Source organism: Paenibacillus sp. FSL H7-0442, from assembly GCF_038593105.1.
Classification (GTDB): Bacteria; Bacillota; Bacilli; order Paenibacillales; family Paenibacillaceae; genus Paenibacillus; species Paenibacillus polymyxa_D.
Genome location: NZ_CP151963.1, coordinates 2,941,362 through 2,967,903, shown reverse-complemented (window position 1 = coordinate 2,967,903; position 26,542 = coordinate 2,941,362). Strand labels below are relative to the sequence as shown.

General features: G+C 43.7%; 23 protein-coding genes. 18 read left to right on the top strand and 5 right to left on the bottom strand.

What is annotated here, in order from left to right:
• Positions 1-116 precede the first annotated feature (116 nt).
• Positions 117-1,280 (bottom strand): MFS transporter, encoded by a 1,164-nt coding sequence (locus MHH57_RS12835; protein WP_340932283.1) that lies wholly within the window; start codon positions 1,278-1,280, stop codon positions 117-119.
• 111 nt (positions 1,281-1,391) lie between these two features.
• Here MHH57_RS12835 and MHH57_RS12830 point away from each other — a divergent pair, with 111 nt between their 5' ends.
• Complete coding sequence (locus tag MHH57_RS12830; RefSeq protein ID WP_014599797.1) at positions 1,392-1,697, top strand: helix-turn-helix domain-containing protein; 306 nt, start codon at positions 1,392-1,394, stop codon at positions 1,695-1,697.
• A gap of 110 nt (positions 1,698-1,807) precedes the next feature.
• Here MHH57_RS12830 and MHH57_RS12825 read toward each other — a convergent pair whose 3' ends face one another.
• Positions 1,808-2,674: a MurR/RpiR family transcriptional regulator gene (locus tag MHH57_RS12825; RefSeq protein WP_342434178.1), complete on the bottom strand. Its 867-nt coding sequence runs from the start codon at positions 2,672-2,674 to the stop codon at positions 1,808-1,810.
• A 180-nt stretch (positions 2,675-2,854) separates the two neighbouring features.
• Here MHH57_RS12825 and MHH57_RS12820 point away from each other — a divergent pair, with 180 nt between their 5' ends.
• Together MHH57_RS12820 and MHH57_RS12815 are read left to right on the top strand one after the other, a co-directional pair.
• Positions 2,855-3,874 (top strand): Gfo/Idh/MocA family oxidoreductase, encoded by a 1,020-nt coding sequence (locus tag MHH57_RS12820; RefSeq protein ID WP_069011831.1) that lies wholly within the window; start codon positions 2,855-2,857, stop codon positions 3,872-3,874.
• A 1-nt stretch (position 3,875) separates the two neighbouring features.
• On the top strand, positions 3,876-4,862 hold the full coding sequence (locus MHH57_RS12815) for a Gfo/Idh/MocA family oxidoreductase (RefSeq protein WP_342434177.1): 987 nt from the start codon (positions 3,876-3,878) through the stop codon (positions 4,860-4,862).
• Between the two features lie 144 nt (positions 4,863-5,006).
• Here MHH57_RS12815 and MHH57_RS12810 read toward each other — a convergent pair whose 3' ends face one another.
• Positions 5,007-7,241 carry an alpha-galactosidase gene (locus tag MHH57_RS12810; RefSeq protein ID WP_069011834.1) on the bottom strand — a complete coding sequence of 745 codons (2,235 nt, stop codon included), beginning with the start codon at positions 7,239-7,241 and terminating at the stop codon, positions 5,007-5,009.
• Positions 7,242-7,484: 243 nt separating this feature from the next.
• Here MHH57_RS12810 and MHH57_RS12805 point away from each other — a divergent pair, with 243 nt between their 5' ends.
• The 11 genes from MHH57_RS12805 (at position 7,485) to MHH57_RS12755 (ending at position 19,036) form a co-directional block, all read left to right on the top strand.
• Complete coding sequence (locus MHH57_RS12805) at positions 7,485-8,324, top strand: AraC family transcriptional regulator (protein WP_029515168.1); 840 nt, start codon at positions 7,485-7,487, stop codon at positions 8,322-8,324.
• A gap of 136 nt (positions 8,325-8,460) precedes the next feature.
• Positions 8,461-9,318, top strand: coding sequence for a GRP family sugar transporter (locus MHH57_RS12800; protein ID WP_342434176.1), 858 nt, complete (start codon positions 8,461-8,463; stop codon positions 9,316-9,318).
• 172 nt (positions 9,319-9,490) lie between these two features.
• Positions 9,491-10,546, top strand: coding sequence for a LacI family DNA-binding transcriptional regulator (locus MHH57_RS12795; protein ID WP_176715732.1), 1,056 nt, complete (start codon positions 9,491-9,493; stop codon positions 10,544-10,546).
• Between the two features lie 52 nt (positions 10,547-10,598).
• Positions 10,599-11,771, top strand: coding sequence for a Gfo/Idh/MocA family oxidoreductase (locus tag MHH57_RS12790; RefSeq protein WP_039273095.1), 1,173 nt, complete (start codon positions 10,599-10,601; stop codon positions 11,769-11,771).
• A 36-nt stretch (positions 11,772-11,807) separates the two neighbouring features.
• Complete coding sequence (locus tag MHH57_RS12785) at positions 11,808-12,536, top strand: ThuA domain-containing protein (RefSeq protein WP_029515175.1); 729 nt, start codon at positions 11,808-11,810, stop codon at positions 12,534-12,536.
• Between the two features lie 75 nt (positions 12,537-12,611).
• The gene (locus MHH57_RS12780; RefSeq protein ID WP_029515177.1) at positions 12,612-13,718 is read left to right on the top strand and encodes a Gfo/Idh/MocA family oxidoreductase; all 1,107 of its coding nucleotides are present in this window, start codon (positions 12,612-12,614) and stop codon (positions 13,716-13,718) included.
• 305 nt (positions 13,719-14,023) lie between these two features.
• Entirely contained in the window at positions 14,024-15,061 is a 1,038-nt protein-coding gene (locus MHH57_RS12775; protein ID WP_342434175.1) for an aldo/keto reductase, read from the top strand.
• A gap of 101 nt (positions 15,062-15,162) precedes the next feature.
• Positions 15,163-15,735 (top strand): TetR/AcrR family transcriptional regulator, encoded by a 573-nt coding sequence (locus MHH57_RS12770; RefSeq protein WP_029515180.1) that lies wholly within the window; start codon positions 15,163-15,165, stop codon positions 15,733-15,735.
• A gap of 312 nt (positions 15,736-16,047) precedes the next feature.
• On the top strand, positions 16,048-16,800 hold the full coding sequence (locus MHH57_RS12765) for an SDR family NAD(P)-dependent oxidoreductase (protein ID WP_029515182.1): 753 nt from the start codon (positions 16,048-16,050) through the stop codon (positions 16,798-16,800).
• Positions 16,801-16,847: 47 nt separating this feature from the next.
• Positions 16,848-17,933, top strand: coding sequence for an alkene reductase (locus tag MHH57_RS12760; protein ID WP_342434174.1), 1,086 nt, complete (start codon positions 16,848-16,850; stop codon positions 17,931-17,933).
• A gap of 104 nt (positions 17,934-18,037) precedes the next feature.
• Positions 18,038-19,036 carry an NADP-dependent oxidoreductase gene (locus MHH57_RS12755; protein WP_342434173.1) on the top strand — a complete coding sequence of 333 codons (999 nt, stop codon included), beginning with the start codon at positions 18,038-18,040 and terminating at the stop codon, positions 19,034-19,036.
• Between the two features lie 7 nt (positions 19,037-19,043).
• On the opposite strand, the gene MHH57_RS12750 is transcribed toward MHH57_RS12755, so the two are convergent.
• Positions 19,044-20,651, bottom strand: coding sequence for a mannitol dehydrogenase family protein (locus MHH57_RS12750; protein WP_069011847.1), 1,608 nt, complete (start codon positions 20,649-20,651; stop codon positions 19,044-19,046).
• Positions 20,652-21,728: a mannonate dehydratase gene (gene uxuA, locus MHH57_RS12745; protein WP_029515187.1), complete on the bottom strand. Its 1,077-nt coding sequence runs from the start codon at positions 21,726-21,728 to the stop codon at positions 20,652-20,654.
• 158 nt (positions 21,729-21,886) lie between these two features.
• On the opposite strand from uxuA, the gene MHH57_RS12740 reads away from it, so the two are divergent.
• The 4 genes from MHH57_RS12740 (at position 21,887) to ppsA (ending at position 26,270) form a co-directional block, all read left to right on the top strand.
• The gene (locus MHH57_RS12740; protein WP_029515188.1) at positions 21,887-22,540 is read left to right on the top strand and encodes a GntR family transcriptional regulator; all 654 of its coding nucleotides are present in this window, start codon (positions 21,887-21,889) and stop codon (positions 22,538-22,540) included.
• 50 nt (positions 22,541-22,590) lie between these two features.
• Positions 22,591-22,800 (top strand): hypothetical protein, encoded by a 210-nt coding sequence (locus MHH57_RS12735; RefSeq protein WP_029515189.1) that lies wholly within the window; start codon positions 22,591-22,593, stop codon positions 22,798-22,800.
• Positions 22,801-22,863: 63 nt separating this feature from the next.
• Positions 22,864-23,235: a hypothetical protein gene (locus tag MHH57_RS12730; RefSeq protein WP_029515195.1), complete on the top strand. Its 372-nt coding sequence runs from the start codon at positions 22,864-22,866 to the stop codon at positions 23,233-23,235.
• A gap of 416 nt (positions 23,236-23,651) precedes the next feature.
• The gene (gene ppsA, locus MHH57_RS12725) at positions 23,652-26,270 is read left to right on the top strand and encodes a phosphoenolpyruvate synthase (protein WP_039273092.1); all 2,619 of its coding nucleotides are present in this window, start codon (positions 23,652-23,654) and stop codon (positions 26,268-26,270) included.
• Positions 26,271-26,542: the final 272 nt, after the last annotated feature.

Here is a 26,542-nt window from a genome sequence, read left to right as displayed (position 1 = left end):
GCTAGACAACAGTAGATATGCATAAGAAGCCGCCATACTGGTGGCTTTTCTAATAATATAAGTTCTTTTCCTGGCCCAAAGATAGAGCTTATGTCGATTTTTAAGGTTACTCGTTTCTATTTTAGTCTTAGACCTAGTAAAACCCCGCTACGTAGGAACAAGATTAGTGACACACCGAAACAAATCACAGAAAACAGGCTAACGGAAATAAAACCACCGCTGTGAGTGTATAGCATTCCTGCTGTGAAAGAGCCAACCATTGTTCCAAAATACATAGAAGAATTGGCAAGTGATGAAACTGTTCCGCGTGCTGTGGCAGATATGGTTTGAAGCATACTCATCATAAGCGGAAAAATCATTCCAAGGATAAGGAAGATCAGAAAATATGTAATTTCGACATAGGTCACACTAGGTAAATAGGGCAGAAGCAAATAAAGCAGACCGATGAAAATTACGCCATAGATCAAAGAGTGCTTAGGCCCCACTTTGTTAACTAAGCTGCTCCCGAATAAGCTACTAATCGTATTTCCTAAACCAAGGAATAATATCACCGTACCAATATTTGCAACATTGAGGCTGAATTTGTCGGACAGCCATGTGCCAATAAAAGAGAAGGCAGCAAAATTTCCGAGTTGGAACAGGAAGTAGGCGAGGAAAGCGACCTTAGGTGTTGACCCCTGCAGCAATGAACGGTATCTGTTCCTAATCGAGGGAGCCTTTTGCTTCTGTATAGAAGGAGGCAAGGCGGGCAAGAGAACAGCAGTCCAAATAACGATCAGGAAGGTGCAGCAACCAATCATAATAAAGGGTGTTTGCCACCCGGTGGTAGCGAGATAGCTGCCAATGGGAACGCCTAGCATTTGGGAAAAAGCTAATCCTGCGGTGACAACTCCCATGGCTTTTAACACTTTATGTGGTTGAACTAACTGAGGAATGGCTGCCCAAACTTGAGGTGAGACAAAAGCGGCACTAATGCCAGCCAATAAGCGAAAAGCAAACATGGTCCAAAAATCAACGGCAAAGCCGCAAAGTAGAGTGAAGATACCAAAACCAAGTAAGCCGAACAGTAGTACTTTTTTTCGATTCCATGCATCTGACAACGGTCCTGCAATTAAGGCAAACAGAGCATACCCTAAAGCATAGGCTGAAACAATCCAGCCTGATTGTTCGATAGAAATGCCGAAGCTTTCACGAAGAATAGGTAGAAGAGGCGACACAATGAACGTATCTGTACCAATGAAAAACATGATCAAGAAAAACAAGGTGATAATTTTATTCAAAACGAAACCCTCCATTTGTTCTATAGTTCGAATATTTTCGAATAATAGAAATATAGCATTCCAATATGCTATAATGCAACTACAATTCTTTGTTAGGCAGGTGAACGGATCTTGAGAACGCTGTATCATCCCAACGTAATTGAAATTACTCTACCTACAGTTTTATATGCTCTAAGTGACCCCATTCGGCTTAATATCATCCAGATTTTAGACGAAAAAGGGGAGCAATCCTGCAGCTCGATAGATATTTCAGCTCCAAAGTCAACCTTGTCTCATCATTTTAAGGTTCTTCGGGAATCAGGGGTTATTCATACGAGAATAGAGGGAACCCAACGCTTTATCTCTATCCGTTACGATGATTTGAATGAACGCTTTCCTAGCTTGCTGTCGGCCGTACTGATGGGCTTGAAGCAATAAAAGAAAAAGGTCTAGTTAGCATAAAACTAACTAGACCTTATTTGTCGAAGAACAACCATATATAATTATAAATTGCCGCTTATTTTGCAGTTAGAGAGAAGCTAATCCCTCTACACGTCATTCATCATGTCATTGAGATGCGAATTCTTCAACGATTGTGTTGCGAATTGCATGTTTTTTAAGTAGTCAATTTTATAGATACAGGAGTAGATCACATTTAATACATAGTCAAAGGCAATTTGCGACGAAAATGTACCAATCTTGGCATGTTTTACTTCGTCATTAGGCACCTGGATACAGATATTACTGAGTTTGGCCAATTCATTTTGACTGGTTGCTGTAATTGTGATAAAAGGAATATTTTCATGTGTAAAGTGCTTTGCTGCTTTTAAAAAGATCGGTGATTTTCCGTGGTAAGTTAAAAAAACAGCGCAATCCTGTGGCGTAAGATTAGCCGTATGGTACGCCCACTCAGACAGCTCCGTAGCTATAACCACATACTTGTTAATTTTCACTAATTTATTTTGGAAACTTTTCGCACGGATTTGTGAATCTCCTAACGCATATATAAAGATCCTTTTCGCTTGATCCAGCAATAGGGCTGTTTGCGACAATAAATCATCATCCATGAATGTAAAGTTTTTTTCTATCGTTTCCTTCATTAATTCTGCAATTTCTTTCGCCACTTGAAGTGGGGATTCATCAAAACCAAATGGATAGTTGGGGTCTACATTGGAAATGTTCTGGGTATTCTGCTGAAACTCCCGAGCAAGTTTGATTATGAACTCCTTGAAGCCAGATAGCCCAAGTTTATGTGTTAATCGATTAATCGCGGAATGCGAAGTATATGTTGCCTTTGCAAGCTCCTGAATATTTAAGTGCAGGATCCTTTCCTTATGAAGCAAAATATAGGATGCAATGCTTTTTTCGTTTGGTGTAAAGTTTTGCATTTCGGATAATTGCATCAGTATTCTCAACAGGTTCACTCCGGTTCAATTGAAATGACGTTTGATAAAGGATCTAAAATAAACATTTTGTTTGAAAATAAACAAACATTTTTAAAAATATTCGGTTGATTGTACCATTTTGGCGGCAAATCCTTTACGATCAACGTTCTTCTTCTATAATAAATGAAAAAGAGCCTAGGGGGAATTAATATGCTTAACATCGGTTATATTGGGAATGGCAAAAGCACCAATCGGTATCATCTTCCTTTTTCATTGACCAGAGATCATTTGAACGTAAAGACGATCTACGCCCGTAATCCAGATAAAGGGGAGTGGGAGAAAATCCCTGGTGTGCAGTATACTGATAATCTTGAATCTCTAATGAACGATAAGGAAATTCAGTTGATTGTTATCTGTACACCTGTAGAATCCCACTACACTTATGCGAAAATGGCACTCGACCACGGGAAAAATGTACTTGTTGAAAAACCCTTTATGTTAACGAAAGAAGAAGCTGTGTCCATCTTCCAATATGCCAAAGAGAAAAATCTGATTATACAGTGCTATCAAAACAGACGTTACGATTCGGATTTCCTCACTACCAAGAAGGTTATTGAATCAGGAAAACTCGGTGATTTGTTGGAGGTGGAAATGCATTTCGATTATTACCGCCCTGAGACCCCCAACTCCACCTCTCATTTTTCCAAATATAACAGTTACCTCTATGGACATGGCGCTCATACCATTGACCAGGTTCTTGCCTATTTTGGGAAACCTGACACGATCCATTACGACGTGCGCCAATTGCTCGGTTCTGGAAGAATGAATGATTATTTTGATCTAGATTTTTATTATCCCTCACTTAAGGTATCCATTAAATCCAGCTTTTTTCGTTTAAAAGAGCGGCCGAGTTTTGTTGTATACGGCAAAAAAGGCGTTTTTATAAAGCAGACAAAGGATCGTCAGGAGGAGCATCTTAAATTATACTATCTGCCTAAGGGACACGCCGATTTCGGCATCGACCAGCCTGAGCATTATGGCATTTTAACATACCTTGATGATAAGGGCGAGTATCATGAAGATAAAATCGTTTCTGAAAAGGGAGACTATGCCCGAGTGTATGACGATATGTATCAGTCGATCGTAATTGGTAAAGAAAAAGTGATTAAAGACGAAGAAACGATAATGTGTATGGAAATACTTGAAAAAGGTATAGAGGAGTGCAGCTAAAATGAAGTTAGGAATTGTCGGAGCAGGGATGATCGTAGGGGATCTATTAAGCTTTATTCAGGAAATCCCGACCATTTTACTAAAGGGCATTTGTTCTAGACCTAGCCACAAGGGGAAATTACTGGATTTACAAAGTAAATATGGAATATCTCAGATTTATTCGGATTACAGCGAGATGCTGATGAGTCGTGATGTGGATACAGTTTATATCGGGTTGCCTAATCATCTTCATTATTCATATGCGAAAGAGGCATTATTGAGTGGTAAACATGTCATCTGTGAGAAGCCGTTTACTTCCAATTTGCAAGAATTTCTAGAGCTAAAAGAAATTGCTCAGCAAAGAAAACTGGTATTGGTGGAAGCCATAACGAATCAATATTTGAAAAATTATTTGTCAATGAAGGAGTATCTACCTAAGCTTGGTGAGATCAAAATAGTGGAATGCAACTATTCTCAATACTCATCTCGGTATGAAGCTTTCAAAGCGGGAATAATCCAGCCTGCGTTTAATCCGGAAATGTCTGGTGGAGCCTTGATGGATATTAATTTATATAATATTCATTTGGTTGTTGGATTCTTCGGGAGCCCGAAGAAAGTGGAGTATTGGGCGAACATGGAGCGTGGAATTGATACTTCAGGTATGCTGCTGCTTGATTACGGTGACTTCAAGTGTGTCTGCATAGGTTCAAAAGACAGTACGGCTCCCAATGCAGTGAACGTTCAAGGCAATAAGGGCTTTATACACATGGCAAGTTCAGCAAATATATGCGACTGCTTTGATTACACTGCGAATAAGGAAACGCCAATCCGGGTAGATCAGAAAGATCATCCCCATCGAATGTATGACGAATTCGTTGAGTTTGACCGTATCATCGAGGAAAAAGATTTGGAAAAAGTCTCAGAAATGCTTGAACACAGCGAGAGGGTCATGAATGTCATTGAGAAAGCCAAGCAATCCGCCAATCTTGTATTTGGTCCTGATAAATAAAGAAGCAGCTCAATTACTGAGTTGCTTCTGATCCGTAATTCCCACACAGCGGACACTGCATAACGGATAACCACTTCTTCGTTTAATCCTTGATTTCTCTCTTCAGTCATGTCTTTGATATCATTACTTCAAGTCATAATCCAATCACGAGGAAGTCTCTTTAGTTAGAGTGAATAATTCAGATGAAAAATCATATTTCTCCGCAATATTAAAATCCTGGTCAGCCTTATAAGGCGGGGTGAGTATAAGTCCGATGTTCATTAACTCGCTGCCTGTAAAACGTCGGTCCAATTCTTCCACGAAATATACTGCCATTTCGTCCAGTCCGATGAGCTTTAGCCGTGAATAAGCTGCATTGGGGCGTGAGAGAACCTGGTACCAGCCGACGAGAGCATGCTCACGTTCTGCATCAATGGTCATCCATGCTGTTTCATTTTTTTCAAAGGGACTTAGCAGACGGTAAAAGGTTCCCTGTGTAATTAATCGTCGGTGACGTTTATATACTTGTATTTGTTTTTTAATTACATTGCACTCTTCTTCGGACAACGCCAATGGGTCAAGTTCATAACCGAATATACCAAAGTAGGCGACATTGGATCTAGTTTGCAGCGGTGCCGTTCTGCCTACCTGGTGGTTCGGGATGCTTGACACATGAGCACCCATACTGCTAAGCGGATAGGCCATGGAAGTGCCATACTGAATCTTCAGACGTTCTATAGCCTCGCTATCGTCGCTTGTCCATGCTTGCGGAGCGTAATAAAGCATCCCTGGATCAAACCGTCCCCCACCGGAAGCACAGGACTCAAACAAAATCTCAGGGTGTTCGGTAATCAGCTTCTCATATAAAGCATATACACCCAGGACATAGCGGTGAAAAAATTCGCCCTGTCTTTCCTTGCCCAGAGATAACGAATAGGCTTCTGAAATACAGCGATTCATATCCCATTTTACGTATTCGATCCGAGCAGAAGAGAGCACGTCATCCATTAACTTAAACAGGTAATCCACGACAGGCGGTTGGGAATAATCAAGAACATATTGATGACGTCCATGCTTGCGTTGACGGCCGGGTGTTCCCACAACCCAGTCTGGATGCTCCCTCATAATATGAGAGTCGGAGTTAACCATTTCCGGCTCGAACCAAAGACCGAATTTCATCCCGAGCTGATTGATCTTCTTTGCCAAATTCGAGATCCCGTTCGGTAGCTTTTCAGGATTTTCAAACCAGTCACCGAGGGAAGAGGTATCATTGTTTCTTCGACCGAACCATCCGTCATCCAAGACAAAGAGTTCAATCCCCAGTTCACCTGCTTTTTTTGCCATATCAACTATTTTCTGCTCAGTAAAATCAAAATAGGTCCCCTCCCAGTTATTGATCAATACAGGTCGTTCCCGCTCGGTCCAACTGCTGCGAATTAAGTGTTTATTGTACAGGCTATGGTATGCTTGGCTCATGCCATTTAAACCGCTCTCAGAATAGACCAGAACTGCTTCAGGCGAATAAAAACATTCTCCTGGCTTCAGGGTCCAGCAGAATTTGTCAGGATGAATGCCGATCATCAATCGGGTAGTTGAATAGCTGTCCACTTCCGCCTGGGCAAGAAAGTTCCCGCTGTAAACGAGATTAACCGCATATACTTCTCCTTGGTGTTCCTGTGATCCGGGTTTGGCAAGCGCCAGAAATGGATTGTGAACATGACTACTAATTCCTCGAGTGCTCCCAATCGACTGTAGCCCAGGTCTCAATGGTGTACGCTCCACATGACGTTCCCTGCCCCAAGCCCCTGATAAATGAATAATTTCATATTCGGCTTCAGGAAGATCAAGACTCAGGCTCATTAGACGGTTGACTCTCAGGGGATTATTCCCGGAATTCGTTATGGATACGGATCTCGTGATCACGGGCAGTTCGCTGAAGATGGTGTAAGCAAGCACGGCCACCGTTCCTGTAAGAGAATCGGTCAGCGTGATGAGGAGTGTCTCTGCTTCATGTGCTTCCTTACAAAACGTAGCTGGAAGATGAGGAATTTTAGGTTTTCCAGTGATTACCTCGTAATGGTCATAAGTGAACTCCATTATATGAGATCCGTCCTCCTGTATGATCTCAATTGCTGGCTCTCGAAAGTCTCCACTTCCCGCAGAAGGAAATTCCTGCTTAATACTTTCCAACGATGTCACCAAGTCACTATCAAACTCACCGACAGACACGGGACGATAGCTTCGCTCGATAAAGCGGTCATATTGACCAAGGTACTCTATTTTTTTGCCGTAATATAAATGCTCCAATTGCCCGTTCTCCATGACACGGAAAAGATAACTACAGTATTTGTTCGTTAAGTGAAATGTCCGTTCCTTTTGGTTAACTTGTAGACTAGCCATGTACATAGCCCCTTTCAAAATATGTCGAACCACTTGAAAGCGTTATTATTGAATCAGCATAACAAAGATAGTGATAGTAAATACATGACTTTTTTTAAGTTGGATATGGGAAAAACAAAGAACCTTACAAAAAAATATAGTTTAGAGCCAAATTTTTTCTGGACATTTGTCATCCTTAACTTATGCTATACTGTTAAATTAACAAGCATAGGTTCTTTATTTGGAAAAGTGAGGAGGATGCCAATGGGCCAGAATATGATTCAATATGTTGATACGTATACCAGTTCAGAGCATAAAAATATATCAGATTTGATTTTGTATAACTGTGGCACAGAGCTCTGCTTATCCAAACAGGATTTTGGACCCATCGCCCGCGATTTTAATCTGGTTCATTTTGTACTAAAAGGACGAGGTAGGCTGGTGATTGACAACAAAAATTACGATATAGGAGAAGGACAGGCTTTTTTAATTCCGGCCAATAGGGTAGCTTATTACCAGGCGGATGAAGCCGAGCCTTGGGAGTACAGTTGGGTCGGCTTTATGGGCATTAAATCCGACATCTACCTGCAGAACATATCACTTCCACACCAGAACCCTTATATAATTGATATCGAAGATATTACGTTCTTTCATTCCACGATTATTGAGATGTTGCGGATCGGAGATAACACGCTTTCTTCATCGCTGGCTATACAGGGGTATTTATTCCATATTCTTGCCAAACTTGTACACAATTTGGGGGAAACGATGTCGATAAAGGAACAGCTTCCTTATTCGGTGCAAGCGATAAACTTTATTGAGAAAAACTACATCAGTGGCATCCAGATTAGTGAAGTAGCGGAGTACCTTGGTCTACATCCGAATTATCTGACCTCCGTTTTCAAACTAGAAACTGGTGAAACGCCTAAACAATATCTGATAGTCCTCAGGATTAAAAAAGCGTGCGAATTGCTGCAGCATACAGACTATTCGATCCAGGTCATATCTAATTCGGTCGGCTATACCGATCAGTTGACCTTTTCGCGAGCTTTTAAAAATGTAATGAGCATATCACCCAGCGCGTATAGAAAAAAATTTCTTTGATTTTGCTATATAAATCTATAAAAATATTTGTATTTAGAAGCGGTTTTTTTTGCTATCGTAAAACTGTGGATTTTTTCCTGCATGGCATTTTAACGATTGTAGGAAGAGTACTTTTTACGGGAGGAGAATTTCGCGCGTGGATTTCATTATTGCTTTTATTCCAGCCCTTGGCTGGGGAGTTATGCCGATACTGGCGCATATTACAAAAGCCAGTCCCCGAGAACAGCTGACAGGTACCGTTATTGGTGCTGTGCTGTTTTCCCTGTGCTTGTATACCATTCATCCTACCTCATTAACACCGATTCATTTTGTGGTAAGTTTTATATCTGGTATTTTTTGGGCCGCTGGACAATTGCTCCAGTTTCAAGCTTTTCAAAAAGTAAGCGTATCGATCGCCATTCCTGTGATTTGTGGTCTGCAGTTGATAGGGACGACGCTATTTGCCGCACTTATTTTGGGTGAATGGATAACAGGGTACCAATATGCGATAGGCGTTGGTTCTCTTCTGTGTATATTGGCAGGAGTTCTGTTAACCAGCTATCAGGGCAAGTCTGCTGAATTGCCCAAGCCTTTGCCGGTACCCATTATCATAATGTTGGTTTGCTCGGGATTAGCGTTAAGCAGTTATGTCGTGATTAATCAGTTTTTTCATATATCCGGGCTATCCGTCATTCTGCCGCAATCGCTCGGTATGCTATGCTCAGCCATGGCCATGAATCTGAAGGGCAAAAAGCGGCTACGATTCTCTCTGGTGGTTCGCAATTTGTCGACAGGATTGGTTTGGAGCATTGCGAATCTAGCACTATTTATTTCCAATGGGCTGATCGGCATGGCGGCTAGTTTTCCGATCTCTCAAGCGAGCATTGCTATTGCCTGTGTTGGCAGCATTTTAATATTTAAGGAAAAGAAGAGTCCTCAGGAATGGATAGGTATACTTGCGGGAATTACAGTACTGATGATAGGAGTAGGAATGATCAGCATGCTCAAGCCTTAAAGAATCATTTTGTATCTTGTATATGATCAGGTGTTTTGACTGTTTGCCAGTAGGAACCACGAGACCACGTTCTTTTAGTAACGAAAAGAGCTTATCCATCTATGGGGTACGCTTTTTGGGATTGACAGAGGTAGGACTGCATGAGAAAATGTACGCGCGTACATAAAATGATTTGGAGGTGGGTAATATTGTTTCGCGCAAGGAAGTAGCCGAACTTTCCGGCGTGTCTGAAGCGACAGTATCCCGGGTCTTGAATGCGGTAGGTCCTATCAAAGAGGATACGCGAAGAAGGGTTCTGGACGCAGCCAATCAGCTTGGATATGTTCCCAGTGCGCTGGCCCGTAACTTTGCCCGAAGGAAGAGTGGCCATCTTGGTGTGGTTATGCCTTATGTCCCGAAGGCGCACTTGTTCTCAGCCTATTTTTTCTCTGAGATGCTGAGCGGTATCGGAAACAAGGCTAGAGACAGCGGACTTGATCTGCTTCTATTGTTCCGGAAGCCGGGGGAACGGATTGATTACAGTAGTCTTTTCCGTCAGCAAAGGATCGATACCTGTATCATCCTTGGAGCCAGGGATGACCACGATGAGGTGGAAGCTCTAAAGAGGCTTCAGGAAGAAGGACGTCCGTTCTGCGTCATGAATCACCATTTTGAAGGGCAATCGTTCTGTGAAGTGGATGCAGACCATGTAGAAGGCAGCCGGGCGGCTGTAAGTCACCTCATCGAGCAGGGATACAAGCGGATTGCCTTTCTCAACGGCCCGGATATCTATTCCAATAGTACTGAGCGAATGAAGGGTTATCGTACCGCGCTTCAGGACGCTGGGATTGAATATGACCACGAACTGCTTCTGGAAGGTAACTATAGCCGTCGGAGCGGACTCGAAGCCTCAGCTACAATCGCAGACCAATTGAATGATATTGATGCTGTATTTGCGGCGAACGACCGGATGGCTCTTGGGGTAATGCAGGGTCTCCGTGAGCGCGGACTGGCAGCTGACCGGTTTCCGGCGTTTGTAGGCTATGACGATTCGGATGCGGCTGAGATGGCTGTTCCGCCGCTAAGCAGTGTCCGCGTACCTTTTTATGAGATGGGGGAGCTTGCAGCCTCGAAGCTTATACCCGATTCTCAGCATCTCATTCCGGCTCTGGAACTAACCGGGTGCGACTCAATAAGAGAACTCCTATCCACAGAACTGATTATCAGGGCGTCATCCATTCGTCAATAACACCATTCGTCAAAAATTCGTTGAAACTCAGACCCATAAGGAGGATCACGACATGTCTAATCGTCTTCGTATCGGAATGGTTGGCTACAAATTTATGGGCAAGGCTCACAGCAACGCTTACCGAAGTCTACCCATGTTCTTCCCAGATGCCCCGCTGCAGCCAGAGATGTCCGTTATCTGTGGACGCAACGAGCAGGGGGTTCAGGCAGCTGCCCGCCAGTACGGCTGGACCGAAAGTGTTACGGATTGGCGTGATCTAGTGAAACGTAACGATATTGATCTCATTGATATTAACGCCCCGAGTAATGCCCATAAAGAAATTGTCGTGGAGGCTGCCCTCCATGGCAAGCATCTGTTCTGTGAGAAGCCGCTTGCGCTCTCGCTGGCGGATTCACGTGACATGCTGCAGGTAGCAGAGCAAGCAGGGGTCAGACATATGGTAGGCTTCAACTATCGCTTTTCACCGGCTGTCCAGCTGGCAAAGCAGCTAGTCGAGAGCGGTCGCCTAGGCAAAATTTATCATTTTCGTGCCTTCTTCCTTCAAGACTGGATCATGGACCCGTCCTTCCCGCTGGTATGGCGGCTGCAAAAAGACGTGGCCGGTTCTGGCTCTCATGGTGATCTTGGCGCCCATCTGATTGATCTCGCTCGCTTCTTGGTTGGCGAGTTCCATGAAGTGATCGGCATGAGCGAGACATTCATCCAGCAGCGCCCGTTAGCTTTGGAGATGAGCGGGTTGAGCTCCAAAAGAAACACTGAAGCAAATGCTCCAATGGGAGAAGTGACAGTCGATGATGCCACGCTGTTCCTGGCACGCTTCGCCGGAGGTGCGCTGGGCAGCTTCGAGGCCACACGTTTTGCTGCCGGACATCGGAGCACCAATTCATTCGAGATCAACGGTAGCCTAGGCAGTGTGCGGTTTGACTTTGAACGAATGAACGAACTGGAAGTGTATTTCACACAGGATGAGGAAGACGTTCAGGGCTTTCGCCGCGTACTCGCCACCGATCCGGCACACAAGTATTCTGAAGCTTGGTGGCCTGCAGGACATACGATTGGATTCGAGCATACCTTCACCCATGAGATGCTTGAGATGTTGAGTGCCATCTCTGAAGGAAGGCAACCGTCGCCGAACTTCCGTGACGGTGTTGCTTGTCAGGCTGTGCTTGAAGCGGTAGAACGATCCATAGAGGAACGCCGCTGGGTATCCATTGAAGAAATGTAGTATAACAATACATTCCGAAAGGTGAGTGGATTACAGATGCGCAAGGCACTGATTGTATGGGGCGGATGGAACGGACATGAGCCGGAGCAGGTGGCGGCCATTTTTGAACGCATTTTGAAGGAAGAGCAGTTCGAGGTGGAGGTGTCTAATACCCTTGAAGCCTACCAGGATGCAGAGAAACTGCTTGACCTGGACCTGATCGTTCCAATGTGGACCATGGGACAGATTGAGCAGGAACTGGTCGATAATGTCTCCGCTGCGGTTCAAAGCGGCGTAGGTCTCACAGGCTGCCATGGTGGCATGTGTGATGCCTTCCGGAACAATGTGGATTGGCAGTTTATGACAGGCGGGCAATGGGTTGCGCATCCCGGCAATGACGGCGTAGAGTACATGGTGAACATGAAGCGCGGCTCCAGCCCACTTCTAGACCATATTGAGGATTTTCAGGTCAAAAGCGAGCAGTATTACCTCCACGTAGACCCAGCAGTTGAAGTGCTGGCAACCACACGCTTTCCGATCGTACCAGGCCCCCATTCAGCTAATGGGCCAGTGGATATGCCCGTTGTATGGACGAAGCGCTGGGGGAACGGCCGCGTCTTCTACAATTCGCTGGGGCATCACGCAGATATCATAGATATGCCTCAAGTGACCGAGATGATGCGCAGCGGATTTCTGTGGGCAGCAGCAGGCAAACAGGCGGTGGCCACCCGGGGCAGCTCTCTCGCAGAGGCTTATACAGGCATGACAGACAACCAGCAACGCTAGGGTGAACAGGATGGTATCCGATGTAACAAAAGAATGCCATTATCCATTTTTTCTGAAGAAGAAGGGAGTCTAGGCATGAACAAAATGAAAGTAGGCATTATCGGGTGTGGTAAAATTAGCGGAATTTACATGGAAAATTGCCATCGTTTCGACATTCTGGAGCTGTACGCTGTAGCGGATCTGGACCAAGGTCGGGCAGAGGAGCAGGCGGTAGCGTTCAACGTTCCGCATGTATATTCGGTAGATGAGATTTTGGCTGATCCGGAGATCGAACTCATCATTAATTTGACCATTCCGGGCGTTCACGCCGACGTATGTCTCAGAGCTCTTGAGGCAGGCAAGCATGTCTATGTGGAGAAGCCACTTGCCGTCACCCGTGAGCAGGGTCAGGCTGTCTTGGATCTTGCTCATCAAAAGGGACTGCTTGTCGGCTGCGCACCAGAGACCTTCTTCGGTTCCGGTATACAGACATCATTGAAGCTGATTGAAGACGGAGTCATTGGGAGTCCGGTAGCCGCTACGGCTTTCATGATGAGCCGTGGACATGAACATTGGCATCCTGATCCTGAATTTTATTATGCAGTCGGCGGCGGTCCAATGTTTGATATGGGCCCTTATTATTTGACGGCTCTGGTGCAAATGCTGGGTCCGATTGCTGCCATTTCGGGCATGACAGGCAAGGCGATGGACCAGCGAACGATTACGAGCGAGAAAAAGAAAGGCCAGACTATCCCAGTCGATATTCCGACCCATGTGGCCGGGTTGCTGCGCTTTAAGCAGGGAGCTGTCGGTACGCTGATTACCAGCTTTGACATCTTTGGTGGAAGCACTCTGCCACCGATTGAGGTTTACGGTACTCATGGCACGCTGCAGGTGCCTGACCCGAACACGTTCGGAGGGCCAGTTCGCTATAGGCTGCTAGGCGAGCAAGAATGGACAGAGGTACCGCTGCTGCCAGGATACCAGGAGAATACACGGGGCATCGGTGTTGCCGATATGGCCTACGCTATCCGCAGCGGACGGCCTCACCGCGCTAGTGGAGAACTGGCCTACCATGTGCTGGAAGCGATGTGGGCGTTCCATGATTCTTCCGATCAGCAGACCTTTTATACAATGCAGAGCACATGTCAGCGCCCGGCGGCTTTACCGGAAAACCTGCCCTTGTATACGTTAGATGTGTAAACTAATGTAAATTTTACATCCCGCTTTGAATGTTCATTTCTATTAAAAAGAAGACTCCAGCTCCGTTTTGACCGGGGCTTGGAGTCTTCTTAGTTCATTTTCAGGAAGGATTTTAATTGCGGGTATAAAATCATTCTTTACCGGTCGTTCTAGATATGTTATATTGTTGGCGTGGGAGGAGTACACGGATAAGAAGCCAAAAGTTATGGGGAGTGGTGTGAGTGTGAGATCTTGCCGTGGTGCTCTTCTATGCATATTAGAATGATCATTCTTAATATAATAGATGGAGAAGGGATGGATTGAACATGGAATATCGTGTATTAGGAAATACAGGCCTTAAAATAAGCAGTTTTGTATTAGGTACAGGTACTTTTGGTTTTTGGGGCAACAATACGGAGAAAGAAGCTGCAGTCATGTTAGATGAGGCTTTGGCTGGAGGCATTAATCTGATCGATACAGCGGATGTCTATTCAAGTGGTCAATCCGAAGAAATTCTGGGTCAGATCCTAAAAGGACGCAGACAGGATGTTATACTGGCCACGAAAGGCGGAATGCCCATGGACAGTGGGCTTAATCAATCCGGTAACTCTAAATATTGGATTAAGCGTGCAGTAGAGGGAAGCTTGAGAAGGTTGCAAACGGACTATATCGATTTGTACCAACTACATCAGCCAGATATCCATACCGATATTGAAGAGAGTCTTGACGCACTTACGGACCTGGTTCGTGAAGGGAAGATTCGCTATATTGGTACATCCAATTTTCAGGCATGGCAAGTGACCGAAGCACAGTGGACTAGCGAACGTAAAAATACAGCACGCTTTGTATCCGAGCAAGCCCCATATTCCATTGTGAATCGGAGTATCGAATTCGATTTGCTTGCTGCAACTGCAAAATATGGAATGGGCGTAATGGTTTGGAGCCCACTTTCGGGTGGTCTACTAACGGGAAAATACCGCTCAGGAGAAGCGGTTGCCCCAGATTCAAGAGCAGCGAGTTCTCTAGGGAAACTTTCAACTGTTGTAGACCCAAATCGAGAAGAAAACCGAACCAAGTTCGAAGCCGTTGCTAAGCTCCAAACCCTTGCAAATGAAGCAGGATTAACTTTGCCTCATCTTGCCATGGCATTTACACAAGCTCATTCGTCAGTTACTTCTGCTATAGTGGGGGCAAGAACAATTGAGCAACTACGTGAAACGTTAAAAGGCAGTGACATTCGATTAAGCACTGATATTCTGGATGTGATAGATGCTATCGTTCCGCCAGGAGTAACCCTGGATGCCCTGGAAAAAGGATGGACGCCTGATTGGTTACAAGCAGACAAACGAAGAATCCTGGGTTAAATATATAAGACAGACCTCATAGCTGTAATGTATTCACATATTTTAAATCTAGTTTGCCGATCCTTCACTAAATTGTATAATGAATATTCGAGGTGATGACGATGGCAAGATCAAAAGAATTTGAAGTTAATGAAGTATTAGATAAAGCGATACACCTGTTTTGGGCACAAGGATATGAGAAAACTTCAATGCAAGATTTGGTTGAGTTTATGGGCATTCACCGAAGAAGTATCTATGATACCTTTGGGGATAAGCATGCCTTATTTATGAAAGCTCTCGAACGATATGAAACGAAGCAGACCAGCAAAATGAGGTTTCTGATTGAAAAACAAAAACCGATCAAAGAATCAATTCGGGAGTTGTTTGAGGCGACAGTAAGAAACGAAGGAGAACCTCTAGGGTGTTTTCTCGTGAATTCAGGTGTGGAACTCGGCGTGTTGGATCCTGAAGTTGCATCCTTAGTTGATGAAAGTTATTCGCGAACTGAGGAACTCTTGACTAACCTTGTTCTGAAGGGTCAACAATCGGGTGAATTCAAGGCTGACTTGGATCCTGTAGTTATTTCTCATTATTTAATGAATGCGTGGTTAGGGCTACGTACGTTGGTTAAGACAACAACGGATCAGCAAAAATTAAAGAATATTATTGATATGACACTGACCGCTTTAGATTAAAAGTGAAATTACAGCATGACAGGCAAAAGGAGTTACCTCAATGGAGGACTGTTTGTTTCCGTGATACAAGTTTTTTCTTGTCCCTCTAACATAAGAAAGAACTTGTATCTTACGCCTCAAACATGTCAAGGAATACCGCTCCAAAATTACAATTCTTAGCCACGAAAAAATTCTTTATTGTTCGTTCTAAAATTGATATGCTAATAGCAAGTCAGATCTAACTGTTTTTTTTACCCTAATAAGAATGTTCGTTCTAAAATCGTCTTTAAAACTTATTTACACTAATATGCATGTTATGAAGGAGAGAATATTATGAAGTATACAGTTATTACAGGAGCAAGCTCGGGGATTGGATATGAAACGTCATTGGCATTTGCGGCACGTGGCAAAAACCTAATCTTGGTAGCTAGAAGATTTGATAAATTAGAAGAACTCAAATCAGCAATTCACAATATTGACCCTAATGTAAATGTTATTGTTCATACAAGTGACCTGTCTGTTACAGATCAAGCCTACACACTATATAACGATTTAAAGGAATACCAAATTGAGACCTGGATAAACAATGCGGGACTCGGTGAATCTTCTTTTGTAGCAGAACAGAATTTAGATAAAGTTGAAACCATGTTACGTGTTAATATCGAAGCTTTGACCATCCTTTCTACACTATATGTACGAGATTATGCTGATGTAGAAGGAACTCAGTTAATTAACGTTTCATCTGGACTCGGATATGCCATTGCTGTTGGGAGTGTTACTTATTCTGCATCTAAGTATTACGTTAGTGCCTTCACAGAAGGACTTGCAAAAGAACTAGAAATAAAAGGTGCAAAACTAAAGGCAAAGGTTTTGGCACCAGCTATAACAGAAACGGAATTTGTGAAGAAATCATTAGATGCAGAAGATTTTGATTATAAAGCAAACATGCCTAAGTACCACACTGCCAAACAAATGGCGGGCTTCATGGTGGATCTTTATGACAGCAACGAAGGGGTAGGGATTGTAGACCAGAACTATAATTTCAATCTCAGAGGTCAAATATATCCGATCATTTCAGAATTTTAAATTCAATTTATAGATCTGTTGAGTTTATTGAAAGAGGAGAGTATCCAATGAAAAAGTTGTGGAGTAAAACGAAGATTGGAAAAATGGAGCTGCCACATCGTTTAGCAATGGCACCAATGACACGTAGCAGATCGCAAGAAGATGGCACACCGGGAGAGCTAACATCTCTTTATTATGCTCAACGAGCGTCAATGGGACTCATTATTACGGAGGGTACACAACCTTCTGATGATGGTCAAGGGTACTTATGGACACCTGGGATTTATACGGATAAACATATTGAAGGATGGAAAAAGGTTACCGATGCAGTGCACGAAGCAGGTGGATATATGTATATTCAGTTAATGCATGCTGGTCGTATGTCGCATCCTGATAATACACCACATCATCGCCAACCTGTTGCACCATCTGCAATCGCGCCTGGTGTAGAGATGTTTACTGCTAAAGGTATGCAGGAAATCCCCGTTCCCCGTGAGTTAAGTGTAGAGTACATTCAAACGACTATAGCAGATTTCCGGAAAGCAGCAGCAGCGGCTATTAAAGCAGGTGCGGATGGCGTTGAAATTCATGGAGCCAATGGTTATCTGATTAATCAATTTATCGGAGAAAACTCGAATACACGAACAGATCAATACGGGGGATCTATAGAAAATCGTGCTCGCTTTGCGATCGAATTAACAAAAGCCATCGTCGAAGAAATTGGAGCAGAAGCAACAGGCTTCCGTATTTCGCCAGGGACACCTCTAGGTGGGATCCAAGACGGAGAACAAGGTCCTGAACTTTATCGCTATCTTGTAAAGGAATTAGCTCAATTGGATCTAGCTTACCTTCATGTCATGCATCTAGGAAATGAAAAGCTGCTCCAAGACATTCGCTCAATATGGACGAATCCATTGTTAGTCAATCGTGCAGGACGGGCTCTGGAAGATCTTAGCACGGATTTAGATAGTGGCCTTGCTGATATGGTGCCCGTTGGTGTGTGGTCATTAGCCAATCCAGATTTGGTGGAACGACTTCAAAAAGGAGCGCCATTGAACGAAGCAGACCCGACAACATTTTTTGGTCTGGGGAGTAAAGGTTACACGGACTATCCGACGATACGAGAATTAGAACCGCAAGAGGGACTACAATAGCAAAAGAGTGGAACATGGCGTACAACCGTAAATTGTACGCCATGTTTTTAGCCAATAGTTTCATGGTTATGCTATCTCCAAATTAGCAAAGGAAGAGGATGAATATGAGAGCAGCACAAATACAGAAATATTCAAAAAAAATCCAAGTGGAGTTAAATGATGTTGACATGCCACAGATCAACAACCATGAGGTGCTTGTCAAAGTAAAGGCAGCAGGTGTAAATCCACTGGATATCCTAAATTTGAATGGTAGTGTTCGGATGATTGCTGACTATAAGTTGCCATTAACTTTAGGAAATGAACTATCTGGGGTTATTGAAGCTGTTGGTGATGATGTTTTGAATTTTAAGGTTGGTGACTCTGTTTATACGAGGTTGCCGCTTAATAAAATCGGTGCTTTTGCCGAGTATGCGGCCGTAAATGAAGATGCTTTATCCATCATGCCTGAAAATCTATCTTTTATTGAAGCTGCTGCTGTACCCCTTACTGCCTTGACTGCTTATCAAGCATTGCACGATGTACTCCATGTCCAGCCGAATAAAAAGCTATTCATTCCTGGAGGAACCGGAGGATTTGGCGCTATGGCAATCCCCATTGCCAAATCACTGGGGTTATTTGTTATTACAAGTGGAAGTGAAAGAAGCAGATCACGTACAATGTCGATCGGGGCTGATCAGTTCATAAATTATAAGGCAGAGAATTATGCTAACATACTGTCCGAAATCGATTATGTGATCGACACCTTGGGGACCAAAGAGATCAAAGCTGAACTGGGTATTTTAAAACCACAAGGGAAATTGGTATCATTGAAAGCCGGACCTAATTATCGCTTTGCGGTTGACAATCATTTTCCAATGTGGAAAAAAGCATTGTTTGGTCTAGTGGGTGCTCGCTTAGATTCTTTAGCACGCAAGAATCAAAATGAATATCGCTTTTTATTTGTGCAAGACAATGGAAGTCAATTACAAGAAATCACTAAACTTGTTGAAAAAGAAAATATTAAGCCCTCTTTAGATTCAACTTATACGTTTGGTGACATTAACAAGGCGCTGATTAAAGTGTCGACGGGCCACTCTCAAGGCAAAGTGATTGTGACCTTCTAAGTAATTTCTAGTTCACATACTTTTCTATCGTGCTTCGGACTGCTCCGGGACCTGCCAGCATTTCATGAAACATGGCTTCAATCTTGTCGCCCAGACCAATTTCATATAATCGGACACCGAACAGTTTGTCATCTTCGAGGAGGCAGCGAACCTCGGAGGTCTGATCGCCCAGCTTCGTATTCTTCAAATATCCCTGCAACGTATCCAGTAACGGGTCCGGACTGAGTGTGAAGGGTTCTCCTTGATCATCCACTCCCAGCAAATAGCGACACCAGATCGCAATGGTCAAGGGAATAGCAGTCAAGTTCGTAGGATCAAGTCCTACTGTGCCAACATAAGACTTTATGGTTTCACCAAAACGGATGCTCATCTTTTGAGAGGTATCTGTTGCAATCCGCTGTGGCGTATCCGGAATATAGGGATTGGCGAAGCGTTCCTGCAATACCTCATCAATAAATGGTTTCGGTTGAATAATACCGGGATCAACTACAACAGGCAACCCTTCCTTGTAGCCGATAGTTTCCACCAGACGACGTAATGTGTGATCCTTCATTTCATCTGCAATAAGCTCATACCCAAGCAGACACCCAGCTAGCGCCAGCGCTGTATGCAGCGGATTGAGACAGGTAGTGACTTTCATCTTCTCCACTTTGTCCACTGTATCCCGATTCGTGAAAATGATACCAGCTTCCTCCAGTGCAGGTCTCCCGTTCGTAAACTTGTCTTCAATGACCAAATACTCGCTAACCTCAGCATTGACAAAGGGAGCCGTATACGTATGCCTGGAGGTAACGATTAACTCCATGTCGGCTAACCCCAGTTCCTGAAGAGCAGACTGTACTTGCAAGGAAGGGCGGGGGGTAATTTTGTCGATCATGGTCAGGGGGAAGGTTATTTTCTCCTCATTCTGCAGATAGTCTGCAAATCCTTCCTTTACCAGGCCTCTGCGAGTCCACTCCTTGGCGATGGCAATCATACTATCCTTTAACAGATCGCCGTTATGGGAGCAATTATCCATGCTCACAAAAGTCATTGGAAGTCGCCCCTTTAGATAACGCCGATAGGCAAGCGAAGTAGCTATGCTCATCACATGCGCTGGTTGTTCAGGGCCATTCATCAAATCCCTCTCTACAACAGCCAGATACTTGCCGTCGGGCCCGGTCAGAGCGTATCCTTTTTCCGTGACAGTAAAGCTGGCCATCTGCAGGGACGGATTCTCAAATATTTCAATCAGACGGAGGTAGTCGTCTGGACGATTCTGTTCTGCCGCGATTTCCTCAACGATGCTTGCGACCACGCTCTTGTGAAATCTTCCGTCTGCACTCATCAGCACCAGTAAGGTTAAATTGTCGTAAGGCTTATAGGCTTTGTCGATCATTTCAAAATCAAAGGCTTCGGCTGCAATAATACCTGTATCCGCTTTCAAGTTATTCAGCAGTTGTTGCTGCGCATTGGCTATCAACCCTCGAAAAATATTGCCTGCGCCAAAATGCACCCATTGCGGTCTAAGTCGGGTGTTATGGGCTACAAGCTCCAGATCATATTTCGGCAATTCAATACCTGCTGCTTCCCAGGCCGCCTTATCTAAAAGGCCTTTCCGGTCAAGTTGGAGCATTTATTTCACTCCTTTGCCTTGAGCGAGACTATCCCAGACACCAAGTAAGTACATAACTCCCAGTGCACGGTCATACAAACCATAGCCTGGCCGACAATTCTTTTCTTCCCCCCATAGATGTCTACCGTGATCTGGACGTACATATCCCTGATAGCCGTTCTCGTGATAAGCTCTAACTATTTCCGGTACATCGACGCTTCCGTCCTTCCCGCGGTGTGACACTTCAATAAAGTCTCCATTCTCAAACACCTTGACATTACGAATATGCGCAAAATGAATACGATCATGAAACTCCCGAATCATGGCTGGTAAATCATTCTCAGGATTGCTTCCCAGTGAGCCTGTGCAGAAGGTTAGACCATTATATGGACTGCTCACTGCGTCTAGGATGCGCCGGATGGTCTCACGACTCCGGACAATTCTCGGCAATCCGAAGATGGGCCATGCTGGATCATCAGGATGAATGGCCATCTTGATGTCAGACTCCTCGCAGACCGGGATGATGCGCTCAAGAAAATACTTTAGGTTGTCAAACAACTTGTCTTCTGTGACATCCGCATAAGCAGCAAAAAGTTCATCCAGTCTCGCCAACCGTTCCGGTTCCCAGCCAGGCATGGTGAACTTCCCAGCTCCCTTGAGAATCCGATCCACCATTTGGCGGGGATCATCAGTAATGGCAGCCTTTTCATAAAAGAGGGCATTGGACCCGTCAGGCAGTTCCTTGTACAGCTCTGTTCTGGTCCAGTCAAAGACAGGCATAAAGTTATAGCAAATCACCTTAACTCCCACTTTGGCTAATTTTCGAATGGTGTCGATATAAATGTCAATATATTGATCGCGGGATGGTAGGCCGATTTTGATATCATCGTGGACATTTACACTTTCTACGACCGCCGAACTGAAGCCCTTGCTCGTAATCTGATCAGCTACCTCCTGAATTCGCTCCATTTCCCATACTTCACCAGCTACCTTATCATGTAAAGACCAGACAATGCCCATAACTCCAGGAATTTGCCGGATATGGTCCAGCGTAATATTGTCGTTGCCTTCTCCATACCATCTCCAGGTCATATTCATAACGATACCTCCCTGATTATATTCGTCTGTCTTGTATACAAGATTGAGTTGATCATAAATTATAGGGTTTGTTCTTGTCAATGATAATTATAAAGGGATTTATCACCTCAAAATGCTTTATAATAGTTCTAGATTTATAAAGTGAAGGTAGGAATGAAATGTTGACGAAAGAAGAAATCAAGCAGCTTTTGAAAAATGATATTTTGTCACTGACTTTAAAGCCGGGTACTCTACTGAGTGAGACGACTTTGTCAGAACGCTTCCAGCTGTCCAGAACTCCGCTACGCGATGTATTAAAGTGGCTTGCGCTCGAGTCCTACATTGATATTTATCCCAAGAAGGGGAACATTGTGTCCTATATTGATCTGGAGTCCGTTGAGCAAATTATTTACTTAAGAAGCGCATTGGAAAAGGAGATTATGAAGGAGCTTTCTTCGCAAATTACATTAAGCGATGTGCAGGAGCTGAGCGATATTCTGGACAGACAGAGAGCTGTGATCGAAGAAGATCATGCGACGGATCAATTTCTCAGTTTGGATGATCAGTTCCACCAAACCATGTTCCAATTGGTGGGGCGGGAGTTTCTTTGGCAGCTCATTCAGCAGTCAAATGTTCACTATATCAGATATCGCAAGCTGCATATGCTGGAAACAGGGAAGCTGATGGGCATCTGGCATGAGCACCAAGCTATGCTTGAATACATGCTGAATAAGGAAACAACCAAAATGGATGATCTGGTTCATCATCATCTTAGAGAGGATATCCATTCGCTCGATTTTCTTCGGAAGTTCGCTGATTATATCAAGAAATAAGGCGGCTAGCTTAAATTAACTTGTATGAATATTGAGGAAGTGGGGGAGTCATGGAGGCTGTTCTACGAGTTGGATATATCGGTGAAAGAGCGAGTAAGAAATGCGAGACTGCAGCAAAATTTATGGGCGGAAACGAGCTGGCCTTTGTCATTCCGTTTTTGCTCGTGAGTATTGTTATTTACCGTCAGGCGGTGGCCAAACTGGAGGAATTCTCACAGGAGTTTTCAGACTTGTATACATGTCAATTGAAAAAATACTGAAATATTTCTATGATTTAAGTGAAAAATGCCAGACCAATTCTAGATTATAAAGGGGGTAACCGTATGTGTAGATATGCAATATGCGGCCCATATAAAGATATCTTTGCCTGCTTTACCTGCAGGAAAGTATATAAGCAGACATCACGGTTTGAAATGCCGAAGGATGAATATGAACGGATTGTCCATGTCTGTCCGCAATGCCAGGCATCCATGCATGACATGGGTCATGATTTTCAGGCCCCGAAGCAAACGGATATCAAACAGTGGAAAAAGGTAGAGCTACTATATCAACAAGGATACACTTACCACTCCTGCGGCTGTGGTGGCCCCGGGTACAGACCCTCTCGGCTGATAGAGGTGCCTGAATTTCTGGAAACACAGCGAACGTTTGAGAATAAGGGAGAGGCGCTGCTGTACCGGCTTTTGCAAAGCTAGAACAAACGTATTTTGAAGCGTATCCAACAATTCGAAGAAGTCTACTCGTGGACAGGTTTTCTATCGGAATTTGTTTGATCGAGCAAAGCAGGTGTTGTAAGGTAGATCGACTTGGAATGAGATAATATTCTATGTCATGCAGCACCTGTCGGGTAATAAGAATTTCATCCCATTCATTGCTGCGAAATCGCGGCTTTTTTTATTTTAAGAAGTGATAGCGGAAATCAAAAAAGAACCTGGATAGTTTTATCAGGTTCTTTTATATTGCATATAAAACAGACACGATGATATAATCAGATTATCTTTTATAAAGATGTAGTAGACATAAATAACACATCTTACAATTAAATCTTACCATGCCGCTAAACTCTTGTCAAATGTTTTTTTCTCAATTTAATGGTTAGGAGAGATGTTGAATGAATTCACTGGTTCTCGATTTTCAAGAAATGGATAACACTCAGCTTTTGCTTGTTGGTGGAAAAGGGCTACACTTAGGGGCATTAACCAAAATGGAAGGAATACAAGTGCCAGAAGGGTTTTGTGTTACAACAGTGGGATATCAAAAAGCCATCGAACAAAACGAAATGATTCATGCTTTGTTGGATCGGCTAACTACGCTTAAAGTAGAAGATCGAGAACAAATTTATGAAATCAGCAAGAAGATTCGACAGGCCATTATGGAAGTAGCCATTCCTTCCGATGTTGTGAAAGCAGTTGCTCACTATCTCTCCCAGTTTGGCGATGAATATGCTTATGCCGTGCGTTCTAGTGCGACCGCTGAGGATTTGCCACATGCTTCTTTTGCTGGTCAACAAGACACTTATTTAAATATTATCGGCAAAGAATCCATCTTGGAGCATATCCGCAAATGTTGGGCTTCTTTATTTACGGAACGCGCGGTAATTTACCGAATGCAGAATGGATTTGATCACAGCCAAGTTTATTTATCTGTTATCGTTCAAAGAATGGTGTTCCCACAGGCTTCAGGGATTTTATTTACCGCTGATCCCATCACTTGCAACCGAAAGCTGCTCTCTATCGATGCCAGTTTCGGACTTGGAGAAGCACTGGTCTCTGGCTTAGTCTCTGCCGATTGTTATCAAGTACAGGAAGGGGAAATCGTCGATAAGAGGATAGCAACCAAAAAATTGGCTATCTATGGGCGAAGAGAAGGCGGAACAGAGACTCAGCAAATTGATCTCGATCAGCAAAGGACTCAAACCCTTACGGAACAACAAATTTTACAACTGGCACGAATTGGAAGACAGATCGAAGAACACTTCGGCTGCCCCCAAGACATCGAATGGTGTTTGGCTGATGATACATTTTATATTGTCCAGAGCCGGCCGATCACCACTTTATATCCCATTCCTGAAGCAAATGACCAGGAGAATCACGTGTATGTATCTGTCGGCCATCAGCAAATGATGACTGATCCTATTAAACCACTGGGGATATCTGTTTGGATATTAACAGGTGCCACGCCCATGTTTAGAACTGGTGGCGGAAGGCTGTTTGTGGATATCACGATGGGCCTGGCTTCACCGACTGGCAGGCAAAATTTATTGGATGTTCTAGGGCACTCCGATCCGCTCATAAAAGACGCGCTTATTACCATCATAGAGCGGGGAGATTTTATAAAATCGGACCCATATGACACAAGCGAACCGGGGCCCGTTAAAAGCCATAAGGGTATGTCGTCTGCGGATATTCTGGAAGAAGCAGGAAACGACCCGGAAATTGTTGCTGTTTTGATTAAGAGTAGTGAGACATCGTTATCAGCATTAAAACATAATATCCAAACGAAATCAGGATTGGATGTATTTGATTGTATCCTGGAAGATATGCAGCAACGGAGGCAGCGAGCGTCAGAACTGAAAAATTTGAATGTGATTATGGCCGCCATGCATGCTTCAGCATGGATCAATGAAAAAATGAATGAATGGTTAGGTGAAAAAAACGTAGCAGACACACTTTCCCTATCTGTACCTAACAACGTCACTTCGGAAATGGGTATGGAGCTACTGGATGTTGCAGATGTGATTCGTCCCTATCCGGAAATAATTGAGTATTTACAACAGGTAAAGGATGATAACTTTTTGGATGAACTGGTTCAATTCGAAGGTGGGCAGCAGGTGCGTGATGCTATTGCTGTTTATCTCGACAAATATGGAATGCGATGTGCCGGGGAGATCGATATTACAAGAACACGCTGGAGTGAAAAACCAAGTACACTGGTACCTATGATCCTCAGTAACATCAAAAACCTTGATCCTGGCGCCAGTAAACGAAAGTTTGAGCAAGGGCGACAGGAAGCTTTGAACAAAGAACAGGACTTATTAGCCCGATTGAAACAATTACCGGGTGGTGAACAAAAAGCCGAAGAGACAAAACAAATGATCGACCTGATCCGGAACTTCATCGGTTATCGTGAATATCCGAAATACGACATTGTTAGTCGCTATTTTATTTATAAACAGGCTTTACTAAAGGAAGCGGAACGACTCGTACAAGCCAACGTTCTTCATGAAAAAGAAGATATTTACTATCTCGCTTTTGAAGAATTGCAGGAAACCATACGCACAAATAAACTGGATTACCAGGTCATCGACAAACGAAAAGATGAGTACAGATTATATGAAAAACTAACTCCGCCACGTGTTATCACGTCTGATGGCGAAATCATTACGGGTCAGTACAAACGAGAAAATATCCCTGCCGAAGCTATTGTAGGCCTCGCTGTTTCTTCGGGTATTGTAGAGGGGCGGGCACGTGTGATCCTGAATATAGAAGGGGCTGATCTGGAAGATGGCGATATACTAGTCACCGCCTTTACCGATCCTAGCTGGACTCCATTGTTTTTATCCATAAAAGGCTTGGTTACGGAGGTGGGTGGACTGATGACCCATGGAGCCGTTATCGCACGTGAATATGGCTTGCCAGCCGTTGTCGGAGTGGAGAATGCGACCAAACTGATAAAAGATGGGCAACGAATTCGCGTGCATGGAACCGAAGGGTATATCGAAATATTGTAATGGCTAAATACGCTAAGTAATAGCCTCTGTCATAATGGACGGTATTAAATGCAACCTGTCATGGATAAAAGGGCGATTATCCTGTCGTCCTTTTATCCATGACACAAAGTACTCCCCAAAAATATCAACTGATTTTAATTTTTGGGGGGAATAATTTAAGAACTTATTTATTTGGTGATCGAAAAAACACATTATTTAATGTGTAACAATAATCAGGAACCTTTAGGAGTTATCAATGGTTTCCCTTGCTGCGATCAACACAATGATTTATA